The 26,067-nt window shown below is 72.9% G+C and carries 26 protein-coding genes; 10 read left to right on the top strand and 16 right to left on the bottom strand.

The features are described 5' to 3' along the window. Window positions 1-47: 47 nt before the first annotated feature. From ISU07_RS01775 to ISU07_RS01740, 8 genes are all read right to left on the bottom strand, one after another. Window positions 48-674, bottom strand: a complete 627-nt coding sequence (locus ISU07_RS01775; protein ID WP_194705027.1) for an ABC transporter substrate-binding protein — start codon at window positions 672-674, stop codon at window positions 48-50. Window positions 675-755: 81 nt separating this feature from the next. Next, a complete protein-coding gene (locus ISU07_RS01770; protein ID WP_323742364.1) occupies window positions 756-2,246 on the bottom strand; it encodes a HAMP domain-containing sensor histidine kinase in 1,491 nt (496 codons plus the stop codon). After that, the gene (locus tag ISU07_RS01765; protein ID WP_194705026.1) at window positions 2,243-2,956 is read right to left on the bottom strand and encodes a response regulator transcription factor; all 714 of its coding nucleotides are present in this window, start codon (window positions 2,954-2,956) and stop codon (window positions 2,243-2,245) included. Before ISU07_RS01765 ends, ISU07_RS01770 begins: the two co-directional genes overlap by 4 nt. A 55-nt stretch (window positions 2,957-3,011) precedes the next feature. Next, a complete protein-coding gene (locus ISU07_RS01760) occupies window positions 3,012-3,872 on the bottom strand; it encodes a LysR family transcriptional regulator (RefSeq protein ID WP_194705025.1) in 861 nt (286 codons plus the stop codon). Between the two features lie 1,212 nt (window positions 3,873-5,084). Next, window positions 5,085-5,948 carry a fructosamine kinase family protein gene (locus ISU07_RS01755; RefSeq protein ID WP_194705024.1) on the bottom strand — a complete coding sequence of 288 codons (864 nt, stop codon included), beginning with the start codon at window positions 5,946-5,948 and terminating at the stop codon, window positions 5,085-5,087. Next, entirely contained in the window at window positions 5,945-6,439 is a 495-nt protein-coding gene (locus ISU07_RS01750) for a low molecular weight protein-tyrosine-phosphatase (RefSeq protein ID WP_194705023.1), read from the bottom strand. The genes ISU07_RS01755 and ISU07_RS01750 overlap by 4 nt, the downstream gene beginning before the upstream one ends. Then, on the bottom strand, window positions 6,436-6,822 hold the full coding sequence (locus ISU07_RS01745) for a phage holin family protein (RefSeq protein WP_194705686.1): 387 nt from the start codon (window positions 6,820-6,822) through the stop codon (window positions 6,436-6,438). The genes ISU07_RS01750 and ISU07_RS01745 overlap by 4 nt, the downstream gene beginning before the upstream one ends. 18 nt (window positions 6,823-6,840) lie before the next feature. Continuing rightward, complete coding sequence (locus ISU07_RS01740) at window positions 6,841-7,554, bottom strand: GntR family transcriptional regulator (protein WP_194705022.1); 714 nt, start codon at window positions 7,552-7,554, stop codon at window positions 6,841-6,843. Between the two features lie 79 nt (window positions 7,555-7,633). On the opposite strand from ISU07_RS01740, the gene ISU07_RS01735 reads away from it, so the two are divergent. The 4 genes from ISU07_RS01735 (at window position 7,634) to ISU07_RS01720 (ending at window position 11,278) form a co-directional block, all read left to right on the top strand. Then, window positions 7,634-8,569, top strand: coding sequence for a dimethylarginine dimethylaminohydrolase family protein (locus ISU07_RS01735; RefSeq protein ID WP_323742363.1), 936 nt, complete (start codon window positions 7,634-7,636; stop codon window positions 8,567-8,569). Between the two features lie 10 nt (window positions 8,570-8,579). Then, on the top strand, window positions 8,580-9,131 hold the full coding sequence (locus ISU07_RS01730; protein ID WP_194705020.1) for a VanZ family protein: 552 nt from the start codon (window positions 8,580-8,582) through the stop codon (window positions 9,129-9,131). A gap of 82 nt (window positions 9,132-9,213) precedes the next feature. Further along, window positions 9,214-10,299, top strand: coding sequence for a histidinol-phosphate transaminase (gene hisC, locus ISU07_RS01725; protein WP_194705019.1), 1,086 nt, complete (start codon window positions 9,214-9,216; stop codon window positions 10,297-10,299). A gap of 31 nt (window positions 10,300-10,330) precedes the next feature. Then, a complete protein-coding gene (locus ISU07_RS01720) occupies window positions 10,331-11,278 on the top strand; it encodes a glutathione S-transferase family protein (protein WP_194705018.1) in 948 nt (315 codons plus the stop codon). On the opposite strand, the gene ISU07_RS01715 is transcribed toward ISU07_RS01720, so the two are convergent. Both ISU07_RS01715 and ISU07_RS01710 read right to left on the bottom strand, forming a co-directional pair. Continuing rightward, the gene (locus ISU07_RS01715) at window positions 11,265-11,639 is read right to left on the bottom strand and encodes a DUF3054 domain-containing protein (protein WP_194705017.1); all 375 of its coding nucleotides are present in this window, start codon (window positions 11,637-11,639) and stop codon (window positions 11,265-11,267) included. The two genes, ISU07_RS01720 and ISU07_RS01715, sit on opposite strands and share 14 nt — an antisense overlap. Further along, window positions 11,639-12,931 (bottom strand): family 43 glycosylhydrolase, encoded by a 1,293-nt coding sequence (locus tag ISU07_RS01710; RefSeq protein ID WP_194705016.1) that lies wholly within the window; start codon window positions 12,929-12,931, stop codon window positions 11,639-11,641. The genes ISU07_RS01715 and ISU07_RS01710 overlap by 1 nt, the downstream gene beginning before the upstream one ends. A 19-nt stretch (window positions 12,932-12,950) precedes the next feature. On the opposite strand from ISU07_RS01710, the gene ISU07_RS01705 reads away from it, so the two are divergent. Continuing rightward, the gene (locus ISU07_RS01705) at window positions 12,951-13,880 is read left to right on the top strand and encodes a cation diffusion facilitator family transporter (RefSeq protein WP_194705015.1); all 930 of its coding nucleotides are present in this window, start codon (window positions 12,951-12,953) and stop codon (window positions 13,878-13,880) included. A 45-nt stretch (window positions 13,881-13,925) separates the two neighbouring features. Here the strand turns inward: ISU07_RS01705 and ISU07_RS01700 are convergent, their stop codons facing one another. Continuing rightward, window positions 13,926-14,792: an alpha/beta hydrolase family protein gene (locus tag ISU07_RS01700; protein ID WP_194705014.1), complete on the bottom strand. Its 867-nt coding sequence runs from the start codon at window positions 14,790-14,792 to the stop codon at window positions 13,926-13,928. Window positions 14,793-14,840: 48 nt separating this feature from the next. Here ISU07_RS01700 and ISU07_RS01695 point away from each other — a divergent pair, with 48 nt between their 5' ends. The 4 genes from ISU07_RS01695 (at window position 14,841) to ISU07_RS01680 (ending at window position 19,251) form a co-directional block, all read left to right on the top strand. Then, window positions 14,841-15,413, top strand: a complete 573-nt coding sequence (locus ISU07_RS01695; RefSeq protein ID WP_194705013.1) for a TetR/AcrR family transcriptional regulator — start codon at window positions 14,841-14,843, stop codon at window positions 15,411-15,413. 253 nt (window positions 15,414-15,666) lie between these two features. Then, window positions 15,667-16,821, top strand: a complete 1,155-nt coding sequence (gene pdhA, locus ISU07_RS01690; protein WP_228521198.1) for a pyruvate dehydrogenase (acetyl-transferring) E1 component subunit alpha — start codon at window positions 15,667-15,669, stop codon at window positions 16,819-16,821. Window position 16,822: 1 nt separating this feature from the next. Continuing rightward, window positions 16,823-17,800: an alpha-ketoacid dehydrogenase subunit beta gene (locus ISU07_RS01685; protein ID WP_194705011.1), complete on the top strand. Its 978-nt coding sequence runs from the start codon at window positions 16,823-16,825 to the stop codon at window positions 17,798-17,800. A gap of 17 nt (window positions 17,801-17,817) precedes the next feature. Beyond that, the gene (locus tag ISU07_RS01680; protein ID WP_194705010.1) at window positions 17,818-19,251 is read left to right on the top strand and encodes a dihydrolipoamide acetyltransferase family protein; all 1,434 of its coding nucleotides are present in this window, start codon (window positions 17,818-17,820) and stop codon (window positions 19,249-19,251) included. A 16-nt stretch (window positions 19,252-19,267) separates the two neighbouring features. On the opposite strand, the gene ISU07_RS01675 is transcribed toward ISU07_RS01680, so the two are convergent. From ISU07_RS01675 to ISU07_RS01660, 4 genes are all read right to left on the bottom strand, one after another. Further along, entirely contained in the window at window positions 19,268-20,755 is a 1,488-nt protein-coding gene (locus ISU07_RS01675) for a carboxyl transferase domain-containing protein (protein ID WP_194705009.1), read from the bottom strand. A 39-nt stretch (window positions 20,756-20,794) separates the two neighbouring features. Beyond that, entirely contained in the window at window positions 20,795-21,778 is a 984-nt protein-coding gene (locus tag ISU07_RS01670) for an NAD-dependent epimerase/dehydratase family protein (RefSeq protein WP_194705008.1), read from the bottom strand. Between the two features lie 87 nt (window positions 21,779-21,865). Then, on the bottom strand, window positions 21,866-23,335 hold the full coding sequence (locus tag ISU07_RS01665; RefSeq protein WP_194705007.1) for a M1 family metallopeptidase: 1,470 nt from the start codon (window positions 23,333-23,335) through the stop codon (window positions 21,866-21,868). Beyond that, window positions 23,332-23,889 (bottom strand): RNA polymerase sigma factor, encoded by a 558-nt coding sequence (locus ISU07_RS01660; protein WP_194705006.1) that lies wholly within the window; start codon window positions 23,887-23,889, stop codon window positions 23,332-23,334. Before ISU07_RS01660 ends, ISU07_RS01665 begins: the two co-directional genes overlap by 4 nt. Before the next feature lie 42 nt (window positions 23,890-23,931). Here ISU07_RS01660 and ISU07_RS01655 point away from each other — a divergent pair, with 42 nt between their 5' ends. Continuing rightward, on the top strand, window positions 23,932-25,401 hold the full coding sequence (locus ISU07_RS01655; RefSeq protein WP_194705005.1) for a protein kinase domain-containing protein: 1,470 nt from the start codon (window positions 23,932-23,934) through the stop codon (window positions 25,399-25,401). Here ISU07_RS01655 and ISU07_RS01650 read toward each other — a convergent pair. Continuing rightward, entirely contained in the window at window positions 25,332-26,042 is a 711-nt protein-coding gene (locus tag ISU07_RS01650; protein WP_194705004.1) for a hypothetical protein, read from the bottom strand. The genes ISU07_RS01655 and ISU07_RS01650 overlap by 70 nt on opposite strands. Window positions 26,043-26,067 lie beyond the last annotated feature (25 nt).

Below are 26,067 nucleotides of genomic sequence, written 5' to 3'. Positions count from 1 at the left end.
CGCCGTCTGTGGGGAGACGGCGCCGTCGGCAGCTGGGTCGATCGGTGTTACAGACCCAGGTTCAGCGCGGCCAGGATCTGGTTCAGCAGCGTGTTCAGCTGACCGAGCAGGCCGGCCAGCGGTCCGCCGTCCAGCAGACCGGTGACGGCGCACAGCAGGTTGCCGAGCAGGTTGCCGGCGCCCGTCGCGGCCACGATGTCCAGCACGACCTTGTCCAGGTGGACCTGGAGACCGAGCAGGTCGAGGTCGAGCGGCGCCAGCACGAGGTGCAGGATGTCGCACGACATCGCGGCGGCCGAGGCGCTGCGCAGACCGGAGAGTCCCTGGCCGTCGATCGACTTGACCTTCAGGGTGCGCAGCGTCGTGAACGTCTCCTTCGAGCCGTCCGTTGCGGTGATGACGCCGGACACGACGCCCTTCACCCACTGCTTGCCGTCGGCCGTCTTGAACTTCAGCGGCGTGAACGAGCCCGTCACCGCGCGGCCGTCCGCGGTGCTGCCCTTGATGGTCGACGTGAGCGTGCCGTTCGCCGTCTTCGCCACGGCGCCGCGCTCGGCGACTCCGCTTCCGCTCGCGGTGGCCGCGCCACCGGTGAGCAGGGCTCCGACGAAGGTGACCGCCAGGACCACCATGGTCGCGACTGGGCGCTTGAGCGTCCGGATGAATGCAGGCATGCGTAAGGAACTCCCTCCCGACCGGCGCATGGGGATGGTCGAATCCACCCCTCCCAAGACGCGCACGGCCGTGTCTCGACGCTAGGTGGCCGGAGGGGATGTCGTATCACCCCGAGGGGTAGCACTACGCATACGTTCCGTCGGTACGCCGCCGGGTGCCCGGGCCGCCGGGTGCTCGGGCCCGCCGGGGAGCCAGAGGGTGAAGCGGGCGCCGCCGCTCGGTGCCCGGCCGGCCTGGACCGCGCCGGCGTGCCGGGACACGACCTGGTGCACAATCGCCAGGCCCAGTCCCGAGCCGGGCATCGAGCGGGACTCGCGCGAGCGGTAGAAGCGCTCGAACACGTGGGGCAGGTCGGCGGGGTCGATGCCGGGGCCCTCGTCGTCCACCGTGAGCACGCCGTTGGCGAGGCGGACGGTGACGGTGCTGCCCGCCGGGCTCCACTTGGCCGCGTTGTCGAGCAGGTTCGTCACCGCACGCTCGACCGCGCCGGTCTCGCCCACCACCCACCACGGCAGCGTCACGACGTCCAGCTGGGTACGCGGCGCGCGCAGCCGCACCCGCCCGACCGCACGGTCCACGACCTCGGCCAGGTCGAAGGTCTCGACCACGTGCGTGAGCGGTTCGTCACGCGCGAGCTCGACCAGGTCGCCGACCAGCGTGGAGAGCTCCTCGAGCTGGGCGCGTACGTCGCCGAGCAGCTCCTCGCGCTGCTCGGTCGGCAGACCGCCCGTCGTGTCGGCCTGGGTGAGCAGGTCCAGGTTGGTGCGTAGCGAGGTGAGCGGGGTGCGCAGCTCGTGGCCGGCGTCGGCCACCAGCCGGCGCTGGCGGTCCCGCGACGCCGAGAGCGCGACCAGCATGGCGTTGAACGCCGTCGCCAGCCGCGCGATCTCGTCGTCGCCCTCCACCGGCAGCGGGGTCAGGTCCTCGGTCCGGGCGATCTGCTCGACGGCGCTGGTCAGGCGTCGTACGGGACGCAGCCCGTTGCGGGCCACGCCCCACCCGGCCGCGGCGGCGCCGATCACGCCGGCGAGACCGAACAGCAGCATCACCGCGCCGAGTCGCTTCAGCACGGTCTCCTGGGGCGACAGCGACTGGGCGAGGATGAGGGCCATGTCCTGGTCCTGGTACGGGACGGCGGCCACGCGGTAGTGGATGGTGCCCGCGTTGATGGTCCGGATGCTCTGGGTGCTCTTGCCCGCCGCGACGTCCAGCTCGGGAGCCCCCAAAGGGATGCCCGGTCCCGCGTCGACCGTCAGGATGCGGCCCGCGGCGTCGACGAACCCCACGCGGACGTCGGCGGCGCCGAACCATGCCGACGGGATCCGGTCCTGGGTGGCGTTCGTCAGGAGGTTGGTCTCGGCGGCCTTCTTGGCCCGGTCCAGCAGGGAGTCGTCCAGCGAGGCCTGCATCTGCAGGCGCACCGTGAGGAACACCGCCAGCGCGACCAGCGCGACCGCGAGACCGACGGCCATCGTGGTGAGCAGGATGACCCGGCTCGCCAGGGACCGGCGGTAGTGCCAGCCCGACTGGGGCCAGAGCCCGCCGGTCGCGGAGGCCGGGGGGAGGCTCACGTCTCCTTGAGGACGTAGCCGACCCCGCGCACGGTGTGGATCAGCCGGGACTCGCCCTCGGCCTCGGTCTTGCGGCGCAGGTAGCCGACGTACACCTCGAGCGAGTTCGCCGTCGTGGGGAAGTCGTAGCCCCAGACCTCCTCGAGGATGAACGACCGCTCGAGCACCCGTCGCGGCCGCCTCATGAACATCTCCAGCAGCGTGAACTCGGTGCGCGTCAGCGGGATCTCGCGGTCCTTCCGGTGCACCTCGCGCGTGCCGAGGTCCATCGTCACGTCGGAGAAGGTCAGCACCTCGGCGGCGCCGTCCTCGGCCGGCACGGCCCGCCGCAGCAGCGCGCGCAACCGGGCCAGCAGCTCCTGGAGGGCGAAGGGCTTGGTCAGGTAGTCGTCCGCGCCGGCGTCCAGTCCCTCGACCCGGTCGCCGACGGCGTCGCGCGCGGTGAGCACGAGGATGGGTACGTCGTTGCGGGCGGTACGCAGCGCCCGTGTCGCCTCGATCCCGTCGAGCCGCGGCATCATCACGTCCATGATCACCACGTCGGGGTCGGCCGCGCCGATGCCGGCCAGCGCCTCGGCGCCGTCGGTCGCCAGCGCGACCTCGTAGCCGTTGAACTCCAGCGACCGCCGCAGGGACTCGCGCACGGCCTTGTCGTCGTCGACGACCAGGACGCGCGGCTTCGCGCCGGCGTCACCGGTCGTCGTGCTCATGGGCTCCATGATGCCGCTCTTCCCTGAGCCGAGCCTGAAAGACGGTGCCGACGGGTCACGACAGGCCGAGCGCCGACCGTACGTCGCCCGCGACGGCGAGCAGGCCGGCTCGCGGCCGGCGCGGCAGCACGAGGTCCAGGCGCAGCCGGTACCTCCACGGGAGCGGCCGCACCCGGTCGCCGGCCACCTTCCACGTCGGCGCGCGCGTCGCCGACCGTGGCACCACCGCGGGGCAGCCGCGCAGCCGCGCCGTGGCGAGCGCCGCCGGGATCGTCGCGGCCCGGCGGGGCTTCGCGCCGGCCGCGGCCAGTGACTGGCGGATCCGCGGCGACCCCGCGTCGTACGACGCGAACACCACCTGGGTGCCGCGGAACGGCAGGGACCCGCGAGCGGGGAGCCGCACGCCCCTCGGGAGGACCACGACCAGCTCGTCGCCGCCGATGCGATGGGTCCGCAGCGAGCGGGGGAGCTCGGTCTGGTCGGCGATCGCGACCACGGCCGCGTCCAGCGTCGCCTCGTCGAGCCAGGCGATGAGGCGGTCGCCGTGGTCGACGACCTGGTCGATGCCGTCCAGGGCCGCGTCCACCACGGGCAGCACGAGCTCGGCCAGGCTCGCGATCGTGCCGACGCGCGGCCACCGGCTGGCGGCGGCCGACCGCGCCGCCTCGAACGCCCCGTCGAGGTGACCGAGGATGTGGTCCGCCTGCCGCGCCAGCTCGGCGCCGGCCGGCGTCGGGCGGGCGCCCTGGGTGTCGCGGTCGAAGAGGCGTACGCCGACCCGCCGCTCGAGCCGGGCCAGTCGCTGGCTCGCGGAGGGTTGGCTCACCTGGAGCCGGCGGGCCGCCGAGCCCACGGATCCGGCGCCGGCCACCGCCAGCACCAGCCGCAGGTCGTCGGCATCGGGCAACGAGGTCATAGGGGCAGCCTATGACCGGTTGCGAGGTGTCGCCGGCTACCGGGAGAAGGGCGACGGCGGAAGCCTGGAGGCATGACCGCACGTACCTCGGCCGTCCGGATCCTGGTCGGCATCGGCATCACCGACCTCGCCTTCCGGGTCGCGCAGGTGGCCGTGCCGCTGGTGGTGCTGGCGGGCACGGGGTCCGCCGCCGCCACCGGGCTGGTCGCCGGCGCTTCCGGTGTCCCGGTGCTGCTGTCCCCCTGGTGGACGCGCCGGCTGCGGCAGCGGGTCCGCGGTGGCCGGTCGCTCGCCCTCTGCTACCTCGGCGAGGCCGCCGCTCTCGCGAGCGTGGCAGCGGCGGCCGGCCTCGGGCTGCTGTCCGTGCCGCTGCTCCTGGTCGCCGGCCTGGCCCTCGGCTGCGCGGAGGCGCTGAGCGGGCCGGGCCGGGACGCCCTGGTCGCGGACCTCGGCGACCGGATCGGCGCGGACTCCGCCCTGACCCTGCTGACGACCCGCGACTTCTTCCGCCGGGTGAGCATGGTGGCCGGTCCGGCGGCGGGTGGGCTCGGCGTCGCCACCGGGCACGGCGTCTGGCTGCTCTGGGCCGAGGTGGCGACGATCCTGGTGTCCGCCCTGCTGGCCCTGCCGGTACCCCCGGCCAGCACTCCTCCCGAGGGAGCCGGGTCCGGCATCTGGCGCACGGTCCGGCACCGACGGGAGGTGCTGCTCGGCTGGGTCGTGCGCGGCACGGGCTGTGCGCTGTGGTTCGGCTTCACGCTGGGCCTGTCGCTGATGGGGGCCGAGCACGGGCGCGCCGGGGTGTACCTGGCGGCCGGCATGACGGCGTACGGCCTCGGCTCGGTCCTCGGCACGCTCGGCGTGGTCTGGCTGCTCCGCGTGCTCCCCGTGCTTCCCGCGATCTGCGCCGCGTGGCTGGTCACCGGCGGCTGCTGGGCGGTGATCGGCCTGTGGCCGACGGTGCCGGTCGTCGTCGGGGCCGGGTTCGTGTCCGGGCTGGGCGTCGTGGTGGGCAACGCCGGCGTGACGGCCACGATCACCCGGACCTCGGCCGGCGCCGAGCGGCGTACCCTCCTCGCCGGCCAGAGCGTCGTCGTGAACGCCGCCAGCTCCCTGGGCCTGCTCGCGGGCGGGCCGGTCCTGGCCGTGGCGGGTGCGGCGCCGACGTTGGTGCTGACCGGGGCGCTGACGGCCCTGGTGTCCCTCGGCGTCCTAGGCGTAGCGCGCCGCGACGGCGCCGGCCCGCGCGCCGTACCCGCCCCCGAACAGGCACGCGTGCACGAGCAGCGGGAACAGCTGGTGCACGCCGACGCGGTCCTGCCAGTCCTCGGCCAGCGGTGAGACCTCCTCGTAGGCGTCGACCACGCGCGGCAGGTGCGGGAGCCCGAAGAGGGCCAGCATGGCCAGGTCGGTCTCGCGGTGGCCGCCGTATGCCGCGGGGTCGATGACCCAGACGCGCTGCTCGGTGCCCCAGAGCACGTTGCCGTTCCAGAGGTCCCCGTGCAGGCGCGCCGGCGTCTCCTCGGGCACCAGGTCGGCCAGCCGGCCGACGACGGCCTCGACCTGTGAGGCCGCGTCGGGGCTGATGCGGCCGCGGTCGGTGGCCAGCTTGAGGTACGGCAGGACGCGCCGCTGACCGTAGAACTCGGCCCACGTCGGTGCCGACTTGTTGAGCAGGGGCAGGCGCGCGATGTAGCCGTCGCGCTCGGCGCCGTACGTCGCGGCGCCGGCCCGGTGCGTCGCGGCGAGAGCGCGCCCGAAGCCGATGGCCGCGTCGGCCGACGGCCGCCCCGGCTCGACCCAGCGCAGGATCAGGCAGCCGTCGTCGTGGGCCAGCACCTCGGGGACGGCCACCGCGCCGTCGCCGGCGGAGCCGAGCCAGCCCAGCCCGTCGGCCTCCGCGGTGAAGAAGCCGTCGGGGGCGTTGTTGAGGGTCTTCATCAGCGCGGTCGTGCCGTCGGAGAGCCGCAGCTTGGTGGCGACGCAGACGTCGCCGCCCGCGACCGGCGCGGTGGCGACCACGGCCGCGCCGAGGAGCTCCTCGGCGTGCCGGGCGACGAGGGGCTGCCGCGTCATGAGTGCCCGAGCCGGCTGGCGATCGCGGCCACGAGGGTCGCCGAAGTCCGCTCGACCATCGACAACACCTCCTCGAACCCGGCGTCCCCACCGTAGTACGGGTCCGGTACGTCGCCACCGCGTGCGACCGGATCGAAGGCGCGGAAGAGCATCACCCTGGGTGAGACGCCGCCGAGGTCCTCGAGGTTGTCCCGGTCCATGGCGAGGACCAGGTCGACGTCGTCGGCCGTGCCCGCGGCGTACTGGCGGGCCCGGTGCCGGCTCGGGTCGTAGCCGGCCGCCGACAGCGTTGCGGCCGCCCGGCGGTCCATCCGGTTGCCCACGTGCCAGCCGCCGGTGCCGCTGCTGGTGACCTCGACGACGTCGCCGAGGCCGGCCTCGGCGAGGCGCTCCTCGAGGACGACGTGCGCCATCGGCGAGCGGCAGATGTTGCCGAGGCAGACCAGCTCGACGCGGTACCGGCCGGGCTCGCGGGGGGACGGAGGCGTCACTTGCCGTCGATGACCTGGTTGACGCCCCAGGTGACGATCGTGATCACGACGGCGCCGCCCAGAGCGGTCATGAACCCGTCGACGTGGAAGCCGATGTCGAACGTGTCCGAGAGCCAGGCGGTGAGCTGGAGCATGAACGCGTTGATCACCACGAGGAACAGCCCGATCGTGATGATCACCAGCGGCAGGGACAGCAGCGTGAGCACGGGTTTCACGATCGCCGTCACCACGCCGAGGATCAGGGCCACGAGCAGCAGCGGCAGCAGCTTCTCCTGCAGCTCGGCCTGGCCGTGGGAGGGCCCGTTGAACCGGATGCCGTCGAACAACCAGGCCGCGACGGCCAGCGCGACGGCGTTGGTGACCAGCCAGGTGACGAACCGCATGAATCCCACGCGGGAAGACTACTGATCCGGCTGCAGGTCCAGCCGTTCCAGGATCGCCGCCTCGCCGTCGGCCAGGTGCCGCTCGAGCTCGGCCTCGGCGCCGGCGACGTCGCCGGCCTCGAGCAGCTCGACGAGCAGGGCGTGGGCCGCCACCTGGTCGCTGGCGTTGCGCCGGGCGCGCTCGACCTGGGCCAGCGCGAGCCGCAGCTCGGCGTGCACCGACGCCGCCATCGCGACCAGCCGGGGTGAGCCGGTGAGGCCGACGAAGGACAGGTGGATGGCCAGGTGCCGGCGGTTGAGCTCCTCGTACGACGCGTCGCCGGCCACCGCCGCGGCGTACTCCTCGAGCGAGGTCCGCACGGCCTTGCGGTCGCCGTCCTCGGCGTCCGGCCAGCTGCGCACCCCGGCGAGCTCGAGCACCCGGCGGGCGCGGGCGACGTCGCCGACGGACTCGGGGTCGGGCGTGGCGACGGAGACGCCGCGGTGCGGCTCGCGGGTGGCCAGCCCCTCGGCGACGAGGACGGTCAGGGCCTCGCGGACGGTCGGCCGCGAGACGCCGAGCGACTCGGCGAGGGCGACCTCGCGCAGCGGCGTACCGGACTCCAGATCGCCCTCGAAGACCGCTCGCCGCAGCTCCTCGACGACCCGGTCGACGGTCGAGGTCTGCTCGACGCTGGCGAGCGAGCCGAAGGGCGTGTCGCTCGTCGTGCCGATGGTCTGGGCCCCCGTCATGGACACAGTGTCTGACAACTTTCGGTCTCGCGGACATCCATGTGCCACACTCTGGTTTGTCAGGTTGTCAGACAATCACGTGGAGGTGTTCTTGGTGGAGCTGTCGTGGGGTCGTCGCTACGTGATGGTGCGTCCCGACCATTTCCGGGTCGACTACCAGATCAACCCGTTCATGGACCTCTCCCAGCAGCCGGATCCCGCCCTGACCCGCGAGCAGTGGGACGGCCTGGTCGCCGCGATGCGCGCCGCCGGCGCCGGGGTAGAGGTGATCGAGCAGCGCGGGGACGCCCCGGACATGGTCTACGCGATGAACCTCGGCTTCGTCGTCGAACGCCCCGAGGGCCCACTCGTGTCGTCGTCGGCCGGTCACGCGGTGATGTCGCACATGAGGTACGCCGAGCGCCGGATGGAGACCTCCACGGCCGCCGCCTGGTTCGCCGGCCGCGGCTTCTCGGTGTCCTACGTCGGCCGCGAGGGCATCGGCGCGCACCTCGAGGCGGGCGACGCCTTCGCGTGGGGGGACGCGCTGGTCGTCGGGTACGGCCCGCGCACCGACGAGCTCGGCCTCAAGGCGCTGGCCACCGAGCTGTCCGTCCGGGTCCGGGGCCTGCGCATCACGCACCCGGGCATGTACCACCTCGACCTCGCCTTCTGCCCGCTCGACGACCGGCGCGCGATCGTCTGCCCGTCGGCGTTCGACGAGGAGTCGGCCGCGGCGCTGCTGGCCCTGGTGCCGGAGCCGCTCGTCATCACCGAGGAGGAGGCGCTGACCACGTTCGCCGCCAACTCGATCGTGGTCGGCTCGACGGTCCTGATGCCCGCGACCGCCGACGGGTCGAACGCCCGCATCGTCGCCCGGCTCGAGGAGTGGGGCTTCACCGTCGCCCAGCTCGACCTCTCCCAGTTCCACCTCGGGGGCGGCTCGATCCGCTGCCTGACCAACCCCATCGACGTCCGCCTCGGCCGCGACCTCCCCCTCCTCCCTTCCGGCGAGGTCGTGCTACCCCGCCAGTAACCTCGCCGCCATGGCACCGGCGGGCGGCATCGACGTGATGCTGCTCCTGATCGGGGCGTCGGGAGTGGTGTTCGGGCTGCTCGGACTGGGGCTGCGCAGGAGCGTCGGGCCGGTGACGGCGTTCGCGGTCGCGGGGTTCTTGTGGTCGCTGGCGATCATCGCGGTCCTCACCCTGCTGCCGACCGACCCGGACGTCGGGATCGTGCCGGCCGAGGGGCGCTCGACCAGCTGCTCGATGGACTACGGCGGCCCGGCGCCGGACGGGTTCTGGGTCTTCGCCGCCGGCCAGCGGCTGCTGAACACCGTGCTGTTCGTCCCCGCCGGCGCCCTGCTCGTGCTCGCGGCGAGCCGGTGGCGCATCGGGTGGGTGGTGGTGCCGCTCGGACTGGTCGGCCTGGCGGCGTACTCCGTCGCCATCGAGCTCATCCAGCTCGAGCTGGCGCGCATCGACCGGGCTTGCGACGTGACGGACGTGGTCGACAACGTCTCCGGCGCCGGCATCGGGGTGGTCGTCGGGCTGGTGCTGGTGCTGGTGTTCAGGCCCTGGCGCCACCGGCGCTGACCCCGCAGGTCGAGGAAGGCGCCCTGGTTGCTGCGCAACCTCCTCGACCAGCGGTGGAGCACGGAGAACTAGCCTGCAGGGCATGACGAGCAGCCCCCAGCCGCGCGCCGCGGTGAGCCAGATCCCGCCGTACGTCGCGGGCAAGCCGCCGGTGCCGCGGCCGGACCTGACGACCTACAAGCTGTCGTCCAACGAGAACCCGTACCCGCCCCTGCCGGGCGTGGTGGAGGCGGCGTGCGGGGCCGTGCAGACGATGAACCGCTACCCCGACATGGGCAACACCGCGCTGTACGACGCGCTGTCGGCCAAGCTCGGCGTGCCGACCGACCACCTCGCGCTGGCGACCGGGTCGGTGGCGCTGATCTACCAGCTGGTGCAGGCGTTCTGCGACCCCGACGACGAGGTCGTGTTTGCGTGGCGGTCCTTCGAGGCCTACCCGATCGCGGTCACCGCGGCCGCCGCCCGCATGGTCCGCGTGCCGGTCCTCGCCGACGGCCGGCACGACCTGGACGCGATGGCCGCGGCGATCACCGAGCGCACCAAGGTCGTGCTCGTGTGCACGCCCAACAACCCCACCGGCCCGGCCGTCACCCAGGCCGAGCTCGACGCGTTCCTGGCCAAGGTGCCGCCGCACGTGCTGGTCGTGGTCGACGAGGCGTACGTCGAGTTCGTGCGGATGACCGACCCGGTCGACGGCGTCGCGACGTACTCGGCCCACGACAACGTGCTGCTCACCCGCACGTTCTCGAAGGCCTACGGGCTGGCCGGGTTCCGCGTCGGGTACGCCGTCGGCCCGGCGCCCCTGGCCGGCGCGCTGCGCGCGGTCTCGCTCCCGTTCGGCGTCTCGGCGGTCGCGCAGGCCGCGGCCGTGGCCAGCCTCGAACGCGAGCCCGAGCTGCTCGAGCGCGTCGAGGCGCTGGTCAAGGAGCGCGACCGCGTCGTCACCGGGCTCGCCGAGGCCGGCTGGACGGTCCCGGAGCCGCAGGGCAACTTCGTCTGGTTCGAGCTCGGCGAGCGCACCCTGGAGTTCGCGCAGGCCGCCGACGAGGTCGGCATCGTGGTCCGGCCGTTCGCCGGCGAGGGCGCCCGCGTGACGATCGCCGAGGACGAGGCGAACGACCGCCTGGTCACCCTCGTGGGGGAGTGGGTGACCGGCTCACGCGGGTAGCGTCGAGGTTCGGACCATCTCGGGAGGACCCATGGCCCCGGCATCGGCACAGGCGTACGTCGAGGACGACTCGTTCGAGCGCGACACCGACTACATCCCCGACCGCATCACCCGCGACGGCCGGGACGGCTGGCAGGTACGGCCGGACACCTACCGGCTGGTCGCCGCCAAGGCGTGCCCGTGGGCGACGCGGTCGATCATCGTGCGGCAGCTGCTCGGCCTGCAGGACGTCATCTCCCTGGGCCTGGCCGCGCCCGTCCACGACGAGCGCAGCTGGACCTTCGACCTCGACCTCGGCGCGAAGGACCCGGTCCTCGGCATCCACTTCCTCAAGGACGCCTACGAGCGCCGCTTCCCGGCGTACGACAAGGGCGTCACGGTGCCCGCGATGGTCGACGTCGCGTCCGGCCAGGTCGTCACCAACGACTTCCCCCAGATCACCCACGACCTCTTCTTCGAGTGGCAGGACTTCCACCGCGACGACGCGCCCGACCTGTGGCCGGACGACGTCCGTGACGAGATGGAGGAGGTGATGCAGCGCGTGTACGACGACGTCAACAACGGCGTCTACCGCTGCGGGTTCGCCGGGTCGCAGTCGTCCTACGAGGAGGCGTACGACCGGCTGTTCGCCGCCCTCGACTGGCTGGAGGAGCGGCTCGCCGGCCGGCGGTACCTGATGGGCGCGACCATCACCGAGGCCGACGTCCGCCTGTTCACCACGCTGGCCCGGTTCGACGCGGTGTACCACGGGCACTTCAAGTGCAACCGCAACAAGCTGACCGAGATGCCGGCGCTGTGGGGCTACGCGCGCGACCTCTTCCAGACCCCCGGGTTCGGCGACAACACCAACTTCGCGCAGATCAAGCAGCACTACTACCGCGTGCACGAGGACATCAACCCGACCGGCATCGTGCCGAAGGGCCCGGACCCGGCCGGCTGGCGCACGCCGCACGGTCGTGAGGCGCTCAGCTCCTCCTGAACGGCCGTGTCCACCGCCGGACGCGAGCGACGAACCGCCAGCCCAGGAACAGCACGCCCAGCACGACCGTCGCGACGACCACGAACGACGCCGCCGTGCCCGCGTCCGTCAGCCGGCGGAGCACCATGCCGACCGCCAGCGTCAGCAGCCACACCCGGATCCCGGCTCGGTTGCTGCGCGGGTCGTCGTGGGCGAACGCCGCGAGCCCCAGCCCCACCGCCGCACCGGCCAGGAAGGGCCACGCCGTCCGGGCGACGCCGACCAGGGTCAGACCCTCGTCGTGGCTGGAGCGGCCGACGACGGCGAACAGCAGGACCACCGCGGCATCCGCAGCGATCGCAGTCGCCCAGGCGCGGTTCATCAGGTACCGCCCGACGTGGGCACCGACGTGGGGACGGAGGTGGGCACCGACGTGGGGACGGAGGTCGGGACGGACGTCGGCGGGGAGGTCGGTGCCGAGGTGGACGACGTCGGCGACCCGGTCACCGTCGGTGTGGGCGTCGGTGTGGGCGTCGGGGGAGGTGGCGGCGGGAGGAGCCCGGCGACCCAGCCGCCGAGGTAGGGCCGGCCGGCCGCGGACCAGATGATGTTCACGCCGTACAGCGCCCGCACCCCGCGCCGCTTCTTGGGGTGGTCCTTGTTCCAGTCCGGCGGGCACGGGTACTGCTCGCGGTAGCAGGTCCAGGCGTGGAAGTAGAGCTGCGTGGAGCCGTCGCGGCGGCGGACGACGTCCGCGCCGCCCGGCCCGCACAGGTTGTTCGCCGTCGACAGCAGCAGCTTGGGCGTCGCGCGCGACCAGTCGCGGAAGTCGGGCGACTTGCGCCAGAACGTCCGGTACCCGCATCGCCCGAACCAGCCGACGGACGTGAACATCACCCACTTGGTGCCCTGCTGGGTGATGACGGGGTTCTCCTCGATGCCCTCGTTGGAGGTCAGGAGCATGCTCGTCTGGCCCTGCTGGATCCGGCGCCCGCGCTGGGACAGCTTGACGAGACGGATCGAGGACGGCTGGCCCAGGGTGCGGTAGACGAGGAAGCGCTGGCCGTTGTTGCCCGTGAACGCCGAGGGGTCGATGACCCCGACCGTGCTGGACTCGATGCCCGTCACGCGCGTCGGCGGGGTGTCGCCGGCGCGCGGGACGCCCGGCACGACCGGGCACACGAGGGGCGCGTTGCCGACGGGCGTGTAGGGGCCGAACGCCTTCTTCGAGACCGCCACGCCGATGCAGCGGGAGTTGATGTCGGCGCCGGGGATCGGTGCGGCGAAGTACATCAGCCAGCCGCCCGGCGCGCGCTGGATGTCGGGGGCCCACAGCTCCGCGGACGTCGCCCAGCTCGGGCGGCGGGTGAGGGCCGGCGTACCGATGACGTGGAAGTACACCGAGCCCGGCTGGGCGCGGGCGATGTTGAGGTTGGGAGCGGTGGCGGCTCCGACGAGGCCGACGCGGGCGTCGACGACGGTGGGGTCGGCGAACGCGCGCGACCAGAGCAGGGGGGCCGGGATGCCGAACGTGCGCTTCTGGGCCGCCTGCTGCACGGCGCCGGCCGGATCGCCGTCGCCCGCGACGAGCGGGACGAGGAGCGCGAGCGCCCCCAGGACGGCCACCAGGGGGATCGATGCGGTCTTGAGCCAGGTCCGAGGCGGTCGAGACATGCGCTCTAGTCTGACAAGCGTGGGCGCTGGGCACGGACACGGGCATGCCGCCGGGCGTGCCGCGGACCGGAGCCGGCTGCGTCTGGTCCTGACCATCACCGGGGTCGTGCTGGTCGTCGAGCTGGTGGGTGCGTGGCTGGCCTCGTCGCTGGCCCTGCTGGCCGACGCGGGTCATCTCGCCACCGACGCAGCGGCCGTCGTGGTGGCCCTCGGGGCGTCCTACATGGCCGCGCGTCCGGGCGGTCCGCGGTCGACGTTCGGCTACCACCGCGCCGAGATCCTGGCCGCGCTGGCCAACGCGCTGGTGCTGCTCGTGGTGTGCGGCTACCTCGCGTACGCCGGCATCGACCGGCTCCGCCACCCCGGCTCGGTCGAGGTCGACGCGGGGCTGCTGATCGCGTTCGCCGCCGTGGGCCTGCTGGCGAACGCCGTGTCGCTGACCGTGCTCACCCGCTCCGAGACGGGCTCGCTCAACCTGCGAGCCACGGCCCTCGAGGTGACCGCGGACCTGGTCGGTTCGTGCACCGCGCTGGCCGCGGGCGTCGTGATCGCGCTGACCGACTGGGTGCACGCCGACGCCATCGCCTCCCTGCTGATCGCGCTGCTGATCCTCCCGCGGTCGTGGACGTTGCTGCGGGAGTCCGCCACCGTGCTGCTCGAGCAGGCGCCGGCCGGCCTCGACCTCGAGGACGTACGCCGCCACGTCGCCGAGATGCCGGGCGTCGTGGAGGTGCACGACCTGCACGCCTGGACCATCACCAGCGGCATCCCCAGTCTCTCCGCCCACGTGACGGTCACCGACGAGGCGCTGGCCGAGCACGGCGTCGGCGGCATCCTCGACCGCCTCTGCGAGTGCGTCGCCTCCCACTTCGACGTCCAGCACGCGACGTTCCAGGTGGAGCCCGTCTCCCACCGCGCCCACGAGGACCTCGGGGAGATGCACGCCTGAGTCCCGCCTGGCGGTTTCACCGGTCGGCCGGGGAAACCGGCAGCGTCACCTCGCCAGGTATGGCAGGACCAGCTCGTCCCAGAGGTCCTGGTGGCGGGCACGGAAGAAGCCGTGGTGGCCCATGCGGGGCACCTCGAGCTGGGCCGGCGAGTACCGCTGACGGACCTGGTCGGCGTTCACGAACCGGTCGTGGAGGTCGGCGATGCTGGCGTCGCTCATCAGCTCGTCGTCGGTGAACGACAGGACCGTCATCGGCGCGGTCACCGAGGCGAACCGGTCGGCGGCGTTCGGGACGTCGACGCCGAGGTAGTCCGCGTGCAGGCACCAGCGGCCCCACTGCCGCATCACACCGGCGGGCACGTTGTCGAGGATGCGCAGCGACCGGCCGGGGTAGTAGCCGGCGGCTCGCGTCGCGAGCGGCGCGATGACGTGCCACAACAGGGGAGCGCGCCACTTGATGCCCGGGGAGTTCAGCCGCCAGTAGCCGGTGCCGGACGCGACGGTGACGACCCGCGCCAGCCGCGAGTGGTCGAGGAACGGCACGGCCTGGCCACCGAGGCTGTGGCCGACCCAGGAGACCGGCAGGTCGCCGGCCTCCGCCAGCGCGTGGTCCAGGGCGTCGGCCATGTCGCCGAACCAGCGCAGCACGTCCGCGTCCTCGGCCTTCATCGCCGCCACCGACTCCGTGCCGCGCAGGTCGAAGGTGAGCGTCCGGAGGCCCTGGGTGGCCAGCCAGGTGGCGAACGCCGCGTAGTACGACGCGGGCGTCGCCATCGCCGGACCGACCACCACGACGCCGACCGGGTCGACGCCGGTCGGCTCGAACCACGTGCCGGCCAGCTCGCGGCCGTCGTCGGCGGTGATGGTCACGGGTGCGCGCCGTACGTCGTTATGACGACCGTCATAGAGCATGCCGAGGAGACTATGACAACTGTCTTAGACCTGGCAAGATGGCGTGCTGTGACCCCCGACAACAGGCACGACACCCGGCGCCGGATGATCCACGGCGCCGCCCGCGCCATCGGCACCCGCGGCGTCGGCGCGATGAGCCTGCGCGACCTGGCCAAGGAGGCCGGCGTGCCGCTGGGGTCGACGTACCACCACTTCCCCGGCGGCAAGGCCCAGCTCGCGGAGGAGGCGGTGACCAGCACCGGCCGGCAGGTGGCCCGGCTCGTCGACTCGGCGCGCGAGCAGGGCATCGACGGGGCGATCGAGGCCTTCACCCGCGTGTGGCGCGAGCTGCTCGTCGAGACCGACTTCCGGACCGGCTGCCCCGTGCTCGCCGTGGCCACGGGCGACGACCCGGTCCTGACCGAGACCGCCCGCGGCATCTTCGCCTCCTGGCAGGAGCTGATGACCGCGGGGCTGGTGGAGGCGGGTGTCCCGCAGGGCCGCGCCCCCGGCCTGGCCCGGATGATCGTGGCGTCCCTGGAGGGTGCCGTCGCGGTGAGCCGCGCCGAGCGCTCGCTGGAGCCGCTGGACCAGGTCACCGAGGAGCTCGTGGCGCTGGTGCGGGCGGCCCGGGATCGCTGACCAACGCACCCCCAGCAGGACTACTGACCCCGTATCTGGGGGTAGGAGTCCTGCTGCGGGTGCGTTAGTCAGCACCCCGACCGGATTCGCCCGCGCGTACCGAGCCCCGGTAACTTAGGGGGCACGCGGTGTGGTGCCGGTCACAAGCTGGGCCAGGCCGCGACGCGCACGCAGACGCCTCACGCGGTGACCCCGCGGGCGGCAGGTGAAGAGTGAGGAGTCGTTCGTGACCCATGCAGGTTTCGGCCCCGATCTGGCGGAGGTCTTCGGACCGGGCCAGCACGGCAGGCCACATGACGGGGGCCCCGAGCTCGTCCAGCTGTTGACCCCCGAGGGTGAGCGGGTCAGCCACCCGGAGTTCTCCTTCGGCGACGGGATGTCGGCCGAGGACGAGGCGGAGATGATCCGCGGCTTCTTCCGCGACATGACGCTGACCCGCCGCATCGACACCGAGGCCACCGCGCTCCAGCGCCACGGCGAGCTGGGCATCTGGGCCCAGCTGCTCGGCCAGGAGGCCGCGCAGATCGGTGCCGGCCGTGCGCTGCGCCCGCAGGACTACGTCTTCCCGACCTACCGCGAGCACGGCGTCGCGTGGTGCAAGGGCGTCGACCCGCTCGAGCTGCTCGGGCTGTACCGCGGCGTGGACCAGGGCTCCTGGGACCCCGCGAAGTACAACTTCCACCTCTACACGATCGTCATCGGCGCGCAGACCCTGCACGCGACCGGCTACGCCATGGGCATGCAGCGCGACGGCGTCGTCGGCACCGGGGACCCCGACCGTGACGCCGCGGTGATCGCCCACTTCGGCGACGGCGCCTCCTCGCAGGGCGACGTCAACGAGGCCTTCATCTTCGCGGCGTCCTACAACGCCCCGGTCGTCTTCTTCTGCCAGAACAACCAGTGGGCGATCTCCGAGCCCATCGAGCGGCAGACCCGGATCCCGCTCTACCAGAGGGCTCTCGGCTTCGGCTTCCCCGGCGTCCGCGTCGACGGCAACGACGTGCTCGCGACCTACGCGGTCACCCAGGCCGCGCTGAACCGCGCCCGCGACGGCCAGGGGCCGACGTTCGTGGAGGCCTACACCTACCGCATGGGCGCGCACACCACGACCGACGACCCCACGCGTTACCGCCTCTCCGACGACGTCGAGCGCTGGCGCCTCAAGGACCCCATCGAGCGGGTGAAGGCCTACCTCCAGCGCAACGGGCTGGCCGACCAGGACTTCTTCGACGCGATCGCCGGCGAGGCCGACGACCTCGGCGCCCGGCTCCGCGCCGGCGTGCAGGAGCTCGCCGACCCGTCGCCGCTGAGCGTGTTCGACCACGTGTACGCCGAGATGACGCCGGAGCTGCAGGAGCAGCGGGACGGCTACGCGGCGTACCTCGACTCGTTCGAAGGGGCTCACTGAGATGTCGAAGATCACCCTGGCCAAGGGCCTCAACATGGGCCTGCGCAAGGCCATGGAGGACGACCCGAAGGTCCTCGTGATGGGCGAGGACGTCGGCAAGCTCGGCGGCGTCTTCCGCATCACCGACGGCCTGCAGAAGGACTTCGGCGAGGACCGCGTCATCGACTCGCCGCTGGCCGAGTCCGGCATCGTCGGCACCGCGGTCGGCCTGGCGCTGCGCGGCTACCGCCCCGTCGTGGAGATCCAGTTCGACGGCTTCGTCTATCCGGCGTACGACCAGATCGTCTGCCAGGTCGCCAAGATGCGGTTCCGCTCGATGGGCAAGATCGACATGCCGATCGTGATCCGCATCCCGTTCGGCGGCGGCATCGGCGCGGTCGAGCACCACAGCGAGTCGCCGGAGGCGCAGTTCGCGCACACCCCGGGGATCAAGGTGGTCGCCTGCTCCAACCCGATCGACGGCTACTGGATGATCCAGCAGGCCATCGCCTGCAACGACCCGGTGATCTTCCTCGAGCCGAAGCGGCAGTACCACGCGGACAAGGCCGACCTCGACGAGGGCGCCACGCCCGACCCGCTGTTCCGGTCCCGCGTCGTGCGCCGCGGCTCCGACGCGACCCTGCTCGCCTACGGCCCGACGGTGAAGACCGCGCTCAAGGCGGCCGAGGCGGCGTCCGGTGAGGGCCGGTCGCTCGAGGTCATCGACCTGCGCACGCTGAGCCCGCTGGACATGGCGCCGGTCTACGAGTCCGTACGCCGCACCGGCCACGCCGTCGTCGTGCACGAGGCCCACGTCAACCTGGGGCTCGGCTCCGAGGTCGCGGCCCGGATCAGCGAGGAGTGCTTCTACTCCCTGGAGGCGCCGGTGCTGCGGGTCGGCGGGTTCGACACGCCGTACCCGCCCTCGCGCATCGAGGAGGAGTGGCTCCCGGACCTCGACCGGGTGCTCGACGCCGTCGACCGTTCGCTCGCCTTCTAGCCCCCCGAAGGATCCAGATGCCCGACTACAAGCTGCCCGACGTCGGCGAGGGCCTCACCGAGGCCGAGATCGTCACCTGGAAGGTCAAGGTCGGCGACGTGATCGCCGTCAACGACATCGTCGTGGAGATCGAGACCGCCAAGTCGCTGGTGGAGCTGCCGAGCCCGTACGCCGGCACGGTCACCGCGCTGCTCGTCAACGAGGGCGAGACGGTCGACGTGGGCACGCCGATCATCTCGGTCGGTGACGCCTCCGAGGCGCCGGCCGAGGCGCCCGCCGAGCCCGCGCCCGTCGGCGCCTCGCCGGACATCGACCTCTCCAACCCGGCCGCGTCCGGCGGCGGCGAGGGCGAGAGCCTGGTCGGCCGCAACAAGGCCGAGCGAGAGGCGACCCGCCGGCCGCGCCGGGCGATGTCGCCGGCCGTGGAGTCGACGCACCAGCAGGTGCAGGCGTCGTTCGAGCCGGGCGAGAAGACCGTGCCCGTGCCCGTCGAGACCGACGAGCCGGCCGTCCCGGCCTACACCCCGGCCGCCGAGGCGCCCGCCGCCTCGAACGGCGACGTGCGCACGCTGGCCAAGCCGCCGGTCCGCAAGCTGGCCAAGGACCTCGGAGTCGACCTGCGCTCGCTGGTCGGCTCGGGCGAGGGCGGCGTGGTGACGCGGTCCGACGTGGAGACCGCCGCTTCCGACTCCGCCCCGCTGGTCGAGGAGGGCCGTCAGGGCCCGTCACGAGACCCGGGCGCTCGCGAGACGCGCGAGCCGATCAAGGGCGTCCGCAAGATGATGGGGCAGGCGATGGTGCAGTCCGCCTTCTCCGCCCCGCACGTCACCGAGTGGGTCACCCTCGACGTCACGCGCACGATGGACTTCGTCGAGCGGCTGAAGACGCGGCGCGAGTTCCGCGAGGTACGCGTGTCGCCGCTGCTGGTGCTCGCGCGGGCCTGCCTGCTGGCGATGCGCCGTACTCCCGAGATCAACTCCTGGTGGGACGAGGCCGCCCAGGAGGTCGTGTTCAAGAGCTACGTGAACCTCGGCATCGCCGCGGCCACCACGCGCGGCCTGGTGGTCCCGAACGTCAAGGACGCCCAGGACCTCTCGCTGCTCGACCTCGCGGCCGCGCTCAACGAGCTCACCGCGACGGCCCGCGACGGGAAGACGCAGCCCGCCGACATGAGCGGCGGCACGTTCACGATCACGAACGTCGGGGTGTTCGGCATCGACTCCGGTACGCCGATCATCAACCCCGGCGAGTCCGCGATCCTGGCCTTCGGCGCGATCAGGAAGCAGCCGTGGGTGGCCAGTGGTCCGGATGGTGACCAGATCGTGGTCCGCCAGGTCACGACGCTGGCGCTGTCCTTCGACCACCGTCACGTCGACGGCGAGAAGGGCTCGCGGTTCCTGGCCGACGTCGCCGCGATCATGGAGGACCCGGCGTCCGCGCTGCTGTACTGAGCGTCCGGCGGCGCGCTCAGACGTACCTCGCCGCACGCTCGGCCGGGGTCGAGGGGCCGCGCTCGATGAGCCCGGCCAGCTCGTGCTGGAGGACGGCTCCGACGCGGGCGCAGAACTCCTCGGGCTCGTCGGCGGCGTCGGGCAGCTCGGCGACGATGCGGTCGACCGTGCCGATGGCGCGCAGGTCGAGGGCGCCGACGTGCTGGGAGCGGGCCATGTCGGCGGCGTGCGACAGGTCGCGGTGCACGATCGCCGAGGCACCTTCGGGCGGGAGCGGGGAGAGCCAGGCGTGCTGGGCGGCGACCACCCGGTCCGCGGGCAGCAGGGCCAGTGCCCCACCGCCCGAGCCCTCGCCGAGCATCAGGCAGAGGGTGGGGGCGCGGAGCGTCACCAGGTCGGCCAGGCAGCGGGCGATCTCGCCGGCCAGCCCGCCGTTCTCGGCGTCGGCCGACAACGCGGCGCCCTGCGTGTCGATCACGGTCACGAGCGGCAGCCCGAGCTCCTCGGCCAGGTGCATGCCGCGCCGGGCCTCGCGCAGCGCCTCCGGTCCCATCGGCCGGTCGTAGGTCTGGCCGCGGCGGTCCTGTCCGAGGAACACGCACGGCACGTCCCCGAACCGCACCAGCGCGATCAGCAGCCCCGGGTCCTGCTCGCCCTGACCCGTGCCGTTGAGCGGGATCGCGTCGGATGCTGCGTAGCGGAGCAGGCGCCGGACGCCGGGCCGGTCCCGCCGCCGCGACCGGATCACCGCGTCCCAGGTGTCCACCTCCGGCACCGGTTCCTCGGGCGGCGCCGGCACGGCCGCGATGCCCTCGCGCGGCGCCATCAGGATGTCGAGCGCGCGGCCGAGCAGGTCCGGTACGTCGGCGGGCGCGACGACCCCGTCGATGATCCCGTGCGCGAAGAGGTTCTCCGCGGTCTGCACGCCCTCGGGGAACGGCTTGCCGTACAGCGCCTCGTACACCCGCGGCCCGAGGAACCCCACCAGCGCGCCCGGTTCGGCCACGGTCACGTGCCCGAGCGACCCCCACGACGCCATCACGCCGCCGGTGGTCGGGTGCCGCAGGTACACCAGGTACGGCAGGCCGGCCTTGCGGTGTGCCGCGACGGCTTCGGAGATCCGCACCATCTGCACGAAGGCGGGCGTGCCCTCCTGCATCCTCGTACCGCCCGACACCGGCCCCGCGAGCAGCGGCAGCCCCTCCCGGGTCGCCCGCTCGATCGACGACACCAGGCGGTCCGCGGCGGCGCGCCCGATCGACCCGGCCAGGAACGCGAACTCGCCCATCAGCACCGCCACCCGCCGGCCGCGCATCAGCCCCTCGCCCGTCAGCACCGACTCGTCGGCGCCGCTGCGCTCCTGGGCGGCGTCCAGCTCGGCGGCGTACGCCGGGTCGACGGCGCCGCGCACGGGTGCGGTGTCCCAGGAGCGCCAGGAGCCCCCGTCGAGCACCAGGTCGATGAGCTCGGCTGCGGACAGGCGGGCTGGAGACGGGTCCGTCACCCAGGTCAGCCTATGGGTGACGCGGTCTCGTGACAGGCGCTAGCGCGCCTTCCTCGACCAGCGGTCGAGGACCTCGGCCTCGCGCTCGCGGGACATCCCGGTGCGCACGGCGTCCGGCGTCTCGCGCACCCAGGCGAGCGTGTCGCGGGCCGTGTCGGCGTACGGCCGCGTGGTCAGCCCCGCGGCCGCGGAGACGTCGAAGCGGTGCGTCATCATCCCGTCGTACTCGGGCCGCGGCAGCCACAGCGGCAGCGCGCCGTCGCCGGCCCACGGCTCGACGCCCTGGTCGGTGAGGAACTCCTGGCCGGGCCACACGACCTCGGGGGAGGCGCCGACACCGATGGCGGTCTGCTCGATGATCTCGCCGACGGGGGAGACCGGGCCGACGCCGTCGTACGCGCCGGTGGTGCCGGCCTCCACGGCCCGCACGACCCACTCGGCGATGTCGCGGGCGTCGATGACCTGCGCACGGTCACCGGGGTCCCCCGGACCCAGCACGCGGCCGCCCTCGGCGAGGCGTTCGGGCCAGTACGTGAACCGGCCACTCGGGTCGCCCGGGCCGACGATCAGGCCGGGGCGGACCACCATCCACCGGTCCACGCCGTCCCTGACCAGCCGTTCGCAGGCGACCTTCATGCCGCCGTACGCCGCGGGGTCCTCGCGCAGGTCCGTGTCCTCGTCGATCGCCTCGACCAGCGGGCTGTCGGGGCCGGGGTCCGGCGTGGACGTGTCGGCGTACACGTTGACCGTCGACGCGAACACCCAGTGCGCGCCGGGCCAGGCCGCGACCGCCTTGCGCACGTGCGACGGGGTCCGCGAGACGTCGACGACCGCGTCGAACTCCTCGGCGGCCAGGTCGTGAGGTACGTCGTCGCCGCGGTCCCACACGACGTGCCTCGCGCCGGACGGCACATCACCCGAACGACCCCTGGTCACGCAGGTGACGTCGTGGCCGCGCGCGACCGCGTCCGCCGCCGTCGCCTTCGAGAGGAACACGCTGCCGCCGAGCACGAGGATGCGCATCCGCCCACAAGACCCGGTCGCCCATCGGCGCGGCAACCCCTTTCCGCTGGGAGCGGAGCCTGGTCCCGAGACGGGCCTCGGCGCTGCTCACCCACCGAAGGTCGGCGACACCTCCGCCAGCAGCCAGCCGTCGAAGAGGTCCTGGAGGTCGGCGCCGGTCTGCTCCTCGACCCAGGGCAGGTACTCGTCGCGGCTCACCGTGCCGTCGGCGTCCGACTCCGGCCACGCCTTGACCATCGCCCAGAACTTCTCGTCGCCGACCCGGCGCCGGATCTCGTCCCACATCAGCGCCGGCCCGTAGTACACCTGGATCTCGCCGAAGGTCTTCGGGTCGTACGCCGCGGGCGGGCCGTTCACCGAGCGCGACTGCTTCTCGTACGCCGCGGCCTGCCGGAGGATCGTCTGCATCGGGATGCCGGTGTTCTCGGACTGCCAGACGAACTGCAGGTACATCGCCATGCCCTCGTTCATCCAGAGGTCGCGCCAGTCGTCCGGGGTGACCCGGTCGCCGTACCACTGGTGCACGATCTCGTGGACGATCGTGTCCTTCTGCGTCGTGTAGTCGGTGTCGCCCAGCGTGATCATCGTCTGGGTCTCCATGCCGCTGTTGGAGTCGACGAGCAGGATGCCGAGCGAGGACCACGGGTAGTCGCCGAGCTTCGACTCGACCCACTCCAGGGCCGTCGGCGTGTACCTCAGGTTCTTCACGTACTTCTTCGGTGTCCCCTTCGGGAACCAGTAGGTGATCGGCACGCCGCTCACCGGCGGCGCGTCGAGCCTGCGGTACTTCCCGAAGGCGACGGTGACGAGGTACGACGAGGTCGTGCTGTCGAGGTGGAACGTGCTCGTGGTGTTGCCGTCGGCCCGGTCGACGCCGACCAGCTCCCCGTTGGCCACCCCGCGCATCGGCGCCGGCACGGTCAGCGTGAAGTCGTAGAACGCCTTGTCCGACGGCTGGTCGTTGACGGCGTACCAGGAGTAGGCGCCGTACGGCTCCTGCATCGTCCACGCCGAGCCGTCGTCGGTCACGGTGAAGCCGGTGGTGCTGAAGTCCGAGCGCGTCGTCGGTGCCTCGACGGGCTGCGGCCGGCCGGAGTAGGCGATGCTCAGCTCGTACTGCCCGTCGGCCGCGAAGGCGCCGCTGACGAGCAGGTTCTTGTCCTGCTGCTCGAACGTGGCGTCCGCGCCGTCGACCTGCACGGCCGACACGACCAGCTGGGGCTCGAGGTCCAGCTGCACCTGGTCGGTGTCGCCGGTCGAGCGGAAGGTCAGCGTCTCGGCGCCGGTCAGTGTGCGGCCGGTCGGGTCCCACGTGAGGTCGAGGCCGTAGTGGAGGGCGTCGACGTCCGGCTCGCCGATGTCGGGGTACACGCTGTCCTCGACCGGCTCGCTGACGGCGGCGTCGTACTCGCCCGCACCCTCAGGTGACGAGGAGCCGCCGCTGACCGACGAGGACGGGTCGGCGGCGGGCGTCGACGAGTCGCTGCTCGTGCACGCCGTCAGTCCGGCCAGCGCGGCCGCGCTCACCAGGGCGGCCGTGTGCCGTCGTACCTTCACTCGTTGCCTCTCAACATCGGCCGGACGATCCTGCGGCCGTGGTGGATCTGCGCCTTGACCGTGCCGAGCGGGGCGCCGACCTGCTGGGCGATCTCGTCGTACGGCAGGCCGTACACGTCGCGCAGCAGCAGCGGCTCGACGTACTGCGGGTGGTCCTCCTCGAGGTTCTCGAGGGCCTCCAGCAGGTCCAGGCGGGTGCCGGCGATGACGCTGGTCGTGCGCGGGTCCGGCTTCTCGAGCGGCAGCACGTCGCTGGCGACGGCCTGGTTCTTGAGGCGGCGGTACGTCGACCGGGCGCTGTTCACCGCGACGACGTGCAGCCAGGTGGTGAACCGGCCGTTCTCGCCCCAGCTGCCGATCTTGGTCGCGACGTTGATCAGCGCCTCCTGGCAGGCGTCCTCGGCGTCGGAGCTGTAGGGCAGCACGCCGCGGCAGATCGCCAGCGTCCGCGGCCGGACCGCGGCGAGCAGGGACTCCAGGGCGTCGCGGTCACCCGCCTTGGCCCGCCGGGCCAGGTCGTCGATCTCATCGGCGCCAGTCACCTGGTCCGTCACGCCCGTGTCCTCCTCGAAGTCCGTGGGAAAGATAATGCCCTGGTGCCCCTACCCACCCGCATCGGTCGCTACGCCGTACGACGGCGCATCGGCTCCGGCGGTTTCGCGACGGTGTGGCTCGGGTACGACGACCAGCTCGACTCCCCGGTCGCGATCAAGGTGCTCGCGGACAACTGGTCCGACGACCACCACGTGAAGCAGCGGTTCGTCGACGAGGGCCGGTTCCTGCGCAAGGTGGAGTCGCCGCACGTCGTCCCGGTGTACGACGCGGGCGAGCTCGACGACGGGCGCCCCTACCTGGTGATGGCGTACGCCGACCAGGGCACCCTCGCCGACCGGCTGGAGACCGGCGGCATGCCGCGCGACGAGGCCCTCGAGGTGGTCCGGCAGGTCGGGCTGGGGCTGTCCGCGCTGCACCAGCTCCAGGTGCTGCACCGCGACATCAAGCCGGCCAACGTGCTGTTCCGCACCGAGGGCACCGGCGACCCGCCGGTCGTGCGGGCCATGGTCGGCGACCTCGGCCTCGGCAAGTCCGTGGACATGTCGTCGCGGCTGACGATGATCGCCGGCACGCCGACGTTCGTGGCCCCCGAGCAGGCACAGGGGGAGCGGCTGGACGCGCGCGCCGACCAGTACTCCCTGGCCGCGCTCGCCTACCTCCTGTTCACCGGCCGCCCGCCGCACCGGCACACCACGCTGGCCGCGGCCGCCAACCCCGGACAGCCGGACCCGATGTCGACGCCCGAGTGGCCGATCCCGCAGCCCGTCGAGGCCGTCGTCCGCCGCGGCCTCGCCGCCGACCGCGAGGACCGGTACCCCGACGTGCTCGCGTTCACGGCGGCGCTGGTCCGTGCGGCCGGCAGCGACGCCGCCCCCGAGGGCGCGCCGCAGGTCCTGCCCCTCGACCCCGAGCGCACCCAGCCGGGTGCACGCCCCTCACCGCTGACCGCTCGTGTTCCGCTGGGCGACCCGACCCCGCCGCCGGTGTCGCGCCGCCGTCGGGTGCTGACGCTCGTCGTCGCGCTCGTGCTGCTCGTCGCGGGTGGCGCCGGCGGGTACGTCGCGTGGCGCAGCGCCGACAGCACCACCACGCTCACCGACTCCAGCAGTGCCCTGAGCGTGACCGTGCCCGACGGCTGGGACGGCGACGCCGCGACCGACGGCTGGCAGCCCCCGGACAGCGACGCGACGTACCCGGCCCTCTCGGTCGGCGCCACCGCCGACTGGGAGTCGTCCGGGGGGCCGGGCGTGTTCGTCGGGATCCTCCCGGGGAACCGGCTGCCCACCCAGGTCCCCCAGCACCCCGAGTGCTCGTCGGCCGAGGACCCGATCGACGACGTCCGCGACGGCGACCGGTCGGTCACGGTGTACTTCGACGGCTGCGACCAGATGACCGTCGTCGAGCGGGTGGTGCGGGTGGCTGCGAACCGGCTGCTCTGGGTTCAGGTGCGCGCGCTGTCGCGGGGCACGGCCGTCTCGGTGCTCGACTCGGTGACCACGTCCGGGCTCTGACCGACCGACCGGCCGAGCCGGCGCCCGGCCAGGCCGAACGCGAAGGCGACCGGCAGCGCCAGGCTGCCCATCGACGTGACCATCTCGATGGCGAACGCCAGCGGGAACGTCAGCGCGAGCAGCCAGCTCGAGGCCCGCGGCCGGAAGCCCCGGCGCAGCAGCGCGATGCCCAGCAGGGACGAGCCCACCAGCGTGAGCAGCAGCGCCGGCAGACCGGCGACGAAGGTGATGGTGAGCAGGGGCTCGGCGGGGTGGGCGCCCCACTGGAGCCAGTAGTCGCCGAAGACCGAGAGGCACGCCCAGACGTACCCGGTCAGCGCGATGCGCCACGCCCACCTCTCAAGGCCGTACGGCGTGCGGTGCCGGCGCACCGCGAAGGCCGCCAGCGTGAACGCCACGAAGACCGGCAGCCAGAGCTTGCCGTAGGTCAGGTACACGACATCGGGGTTCGCCCAGTCCAGCAGCGGTGCCAGCGCCTTGCGGGCGGGGTCGGACCAGGCCGCCGTCAACGGCAGGTCGAGGTCGCCCTTGCCGTCCGCGGTGTTGTGACGGGCGAGTGCGTGGAGCTGCCCCCCGACCAGGCCCACCCAGGACATCACCCAGGCGAAGCGGCCGATCAGGATCTCTCGTTCGTAGGTCATGCTCCGACGCTAGGAACCAGCCGCG

The sequence above is a fragment of the Nocardioides islandensis genome, assembly GCF_015352455.1.
GTDB classification, from domain to species: Bacteria; Actinomycetota; Actinomycetes; order Propionibacteriales; family Nocardioidaceae; genus Nocardioides; species Nocardioides islandensis.
Note: the sequence above shows the minus strand (reverse complement) of the source record. Positions and strands in the feature narration are given on the sequence as shown.

What these genes read in the sequence shown, in the direction of transcription:
- ISU07_RS01775 (WP_194705027.1), bottom strand. Translation starts at nt 674, where the DNA reads ATGCCTGCATTCATCCGGACGCTCAAGCGCCCAGTCGCGACCATGGTG.
- ISU07_RS01765 (WP_194705026.1), bottom strand. Translation starts at nt 2,956, where the DNA reads ATGAGCACGACGACCGGTGACGCCGGCGCGAAGCCGCGCGTCCTGGTC.
- ISU07_RS01760 (WP_194705025.1), bottom strand. Translation starts at nt 3,872, where the DNA reads ATGACCTCGTTGCCCGATGCCGACGACCTGCGGCTGGTGCTGGCGGTG.
- ISU07_RS01755 (WP_194705024.1), bottom strand. Translation starts at nt 5,948, where the DNA reads ATGACGCGGCAGCCCCTCGTCGCCCGGCACGCCGAGGAGCTCCTCGGC.
- ISU07_RS01745 (WP_194705686.1), bottom strand. Translation starts at nt 6,822, where the DNA reads ATGCGGTTCGTCACCTGGCTGGTCACCAACGCCGTCGCGCTGGCCGTC.
- ISU07_RS01740 (WP_194705022.1), bottom strand. Translation starts at nt 7,554, where the DNA reads ATGACGGGGGCCCAGACCATCGGCACGACGAGCGACACGCCCTTCGGC.
- ISU07_RS01730 (WP_194705020.1), top strand. Translation starts at nt 8,580, where the DNA reads ATGGCACCGGCGGGCGGCATCGACGTGATGCTGCTCCTGATCGGGGCG.
- hisC (WP_194705019.1), top strand. Translation starts at nt 9,214, where the DNA reads ATGACGAGCAGCCCCCAGCCGCGCGCCGCGGTGAGCCAGATCCCGCCG.
- ISU07_RS01720 (WP_194705018.1), top strand. Translation starts at nt 10,331, where the DNA reads ATGGCCCCGGCATCGGCACAGGCGTACGTCGAGGACGACTCGTTCGAG.
- ISU07_RS01715 (WP_194705017.1), bottom strand. Translation starts at nt 11,639, where the DNA reads ATGAACCGCGCCTGGGCGACTGCGATCGCTGCGGATGCCGCGGTGGTC.
- ISU07_RS01710 (WP_194705016.1), bottom strand. Translation starts at nt 12,931, where the DNA reads ATGTCTCGACCGCCTCGGACCTGGCTCAAGACCGCATCGATCCCCCTG.
- ISU07_RS01700 (WP_194705014.1), bottom strand. Translation starts at nt 14,792, where the DNA reads ATGCTCTATGACGGTCGTCATAACGACGTACGGCGCGCACCCGTGACC.
- ISU07_RS01685 (WP_194705011.1), top strand. Translation starts at nt 16,823, where the DNA reads ATGTCGAAGATCACCCTGGCCAAGGGCCTCAACATGGGCCTGCGCAAG.
- ISU07_RS01680 (WP_194705010.1), top strand. Translation starts at nt 17,818, where the DNA reads ATGCCCGACTACAAGCTGCCCGACGTCGGCGAGGGCCTCACCGAGGCC.
- ISU07_RS01670 (WP_194705008.1), bottom strand. Translation starts at nt 21,778, where the DNA reads ATGCGCATCCTCGTGCTCGGCGGCAGCGTGTTCCTCTCGAAGGCGACG.
- ISU07_RS01650 (WP_194705004.1), bottom strand. Translation starts at nt 26,042, where the DNA reads ATGACCTACGAACGAGAGATCCTGATCGGCCGCTTCGCCTGGGTGATG.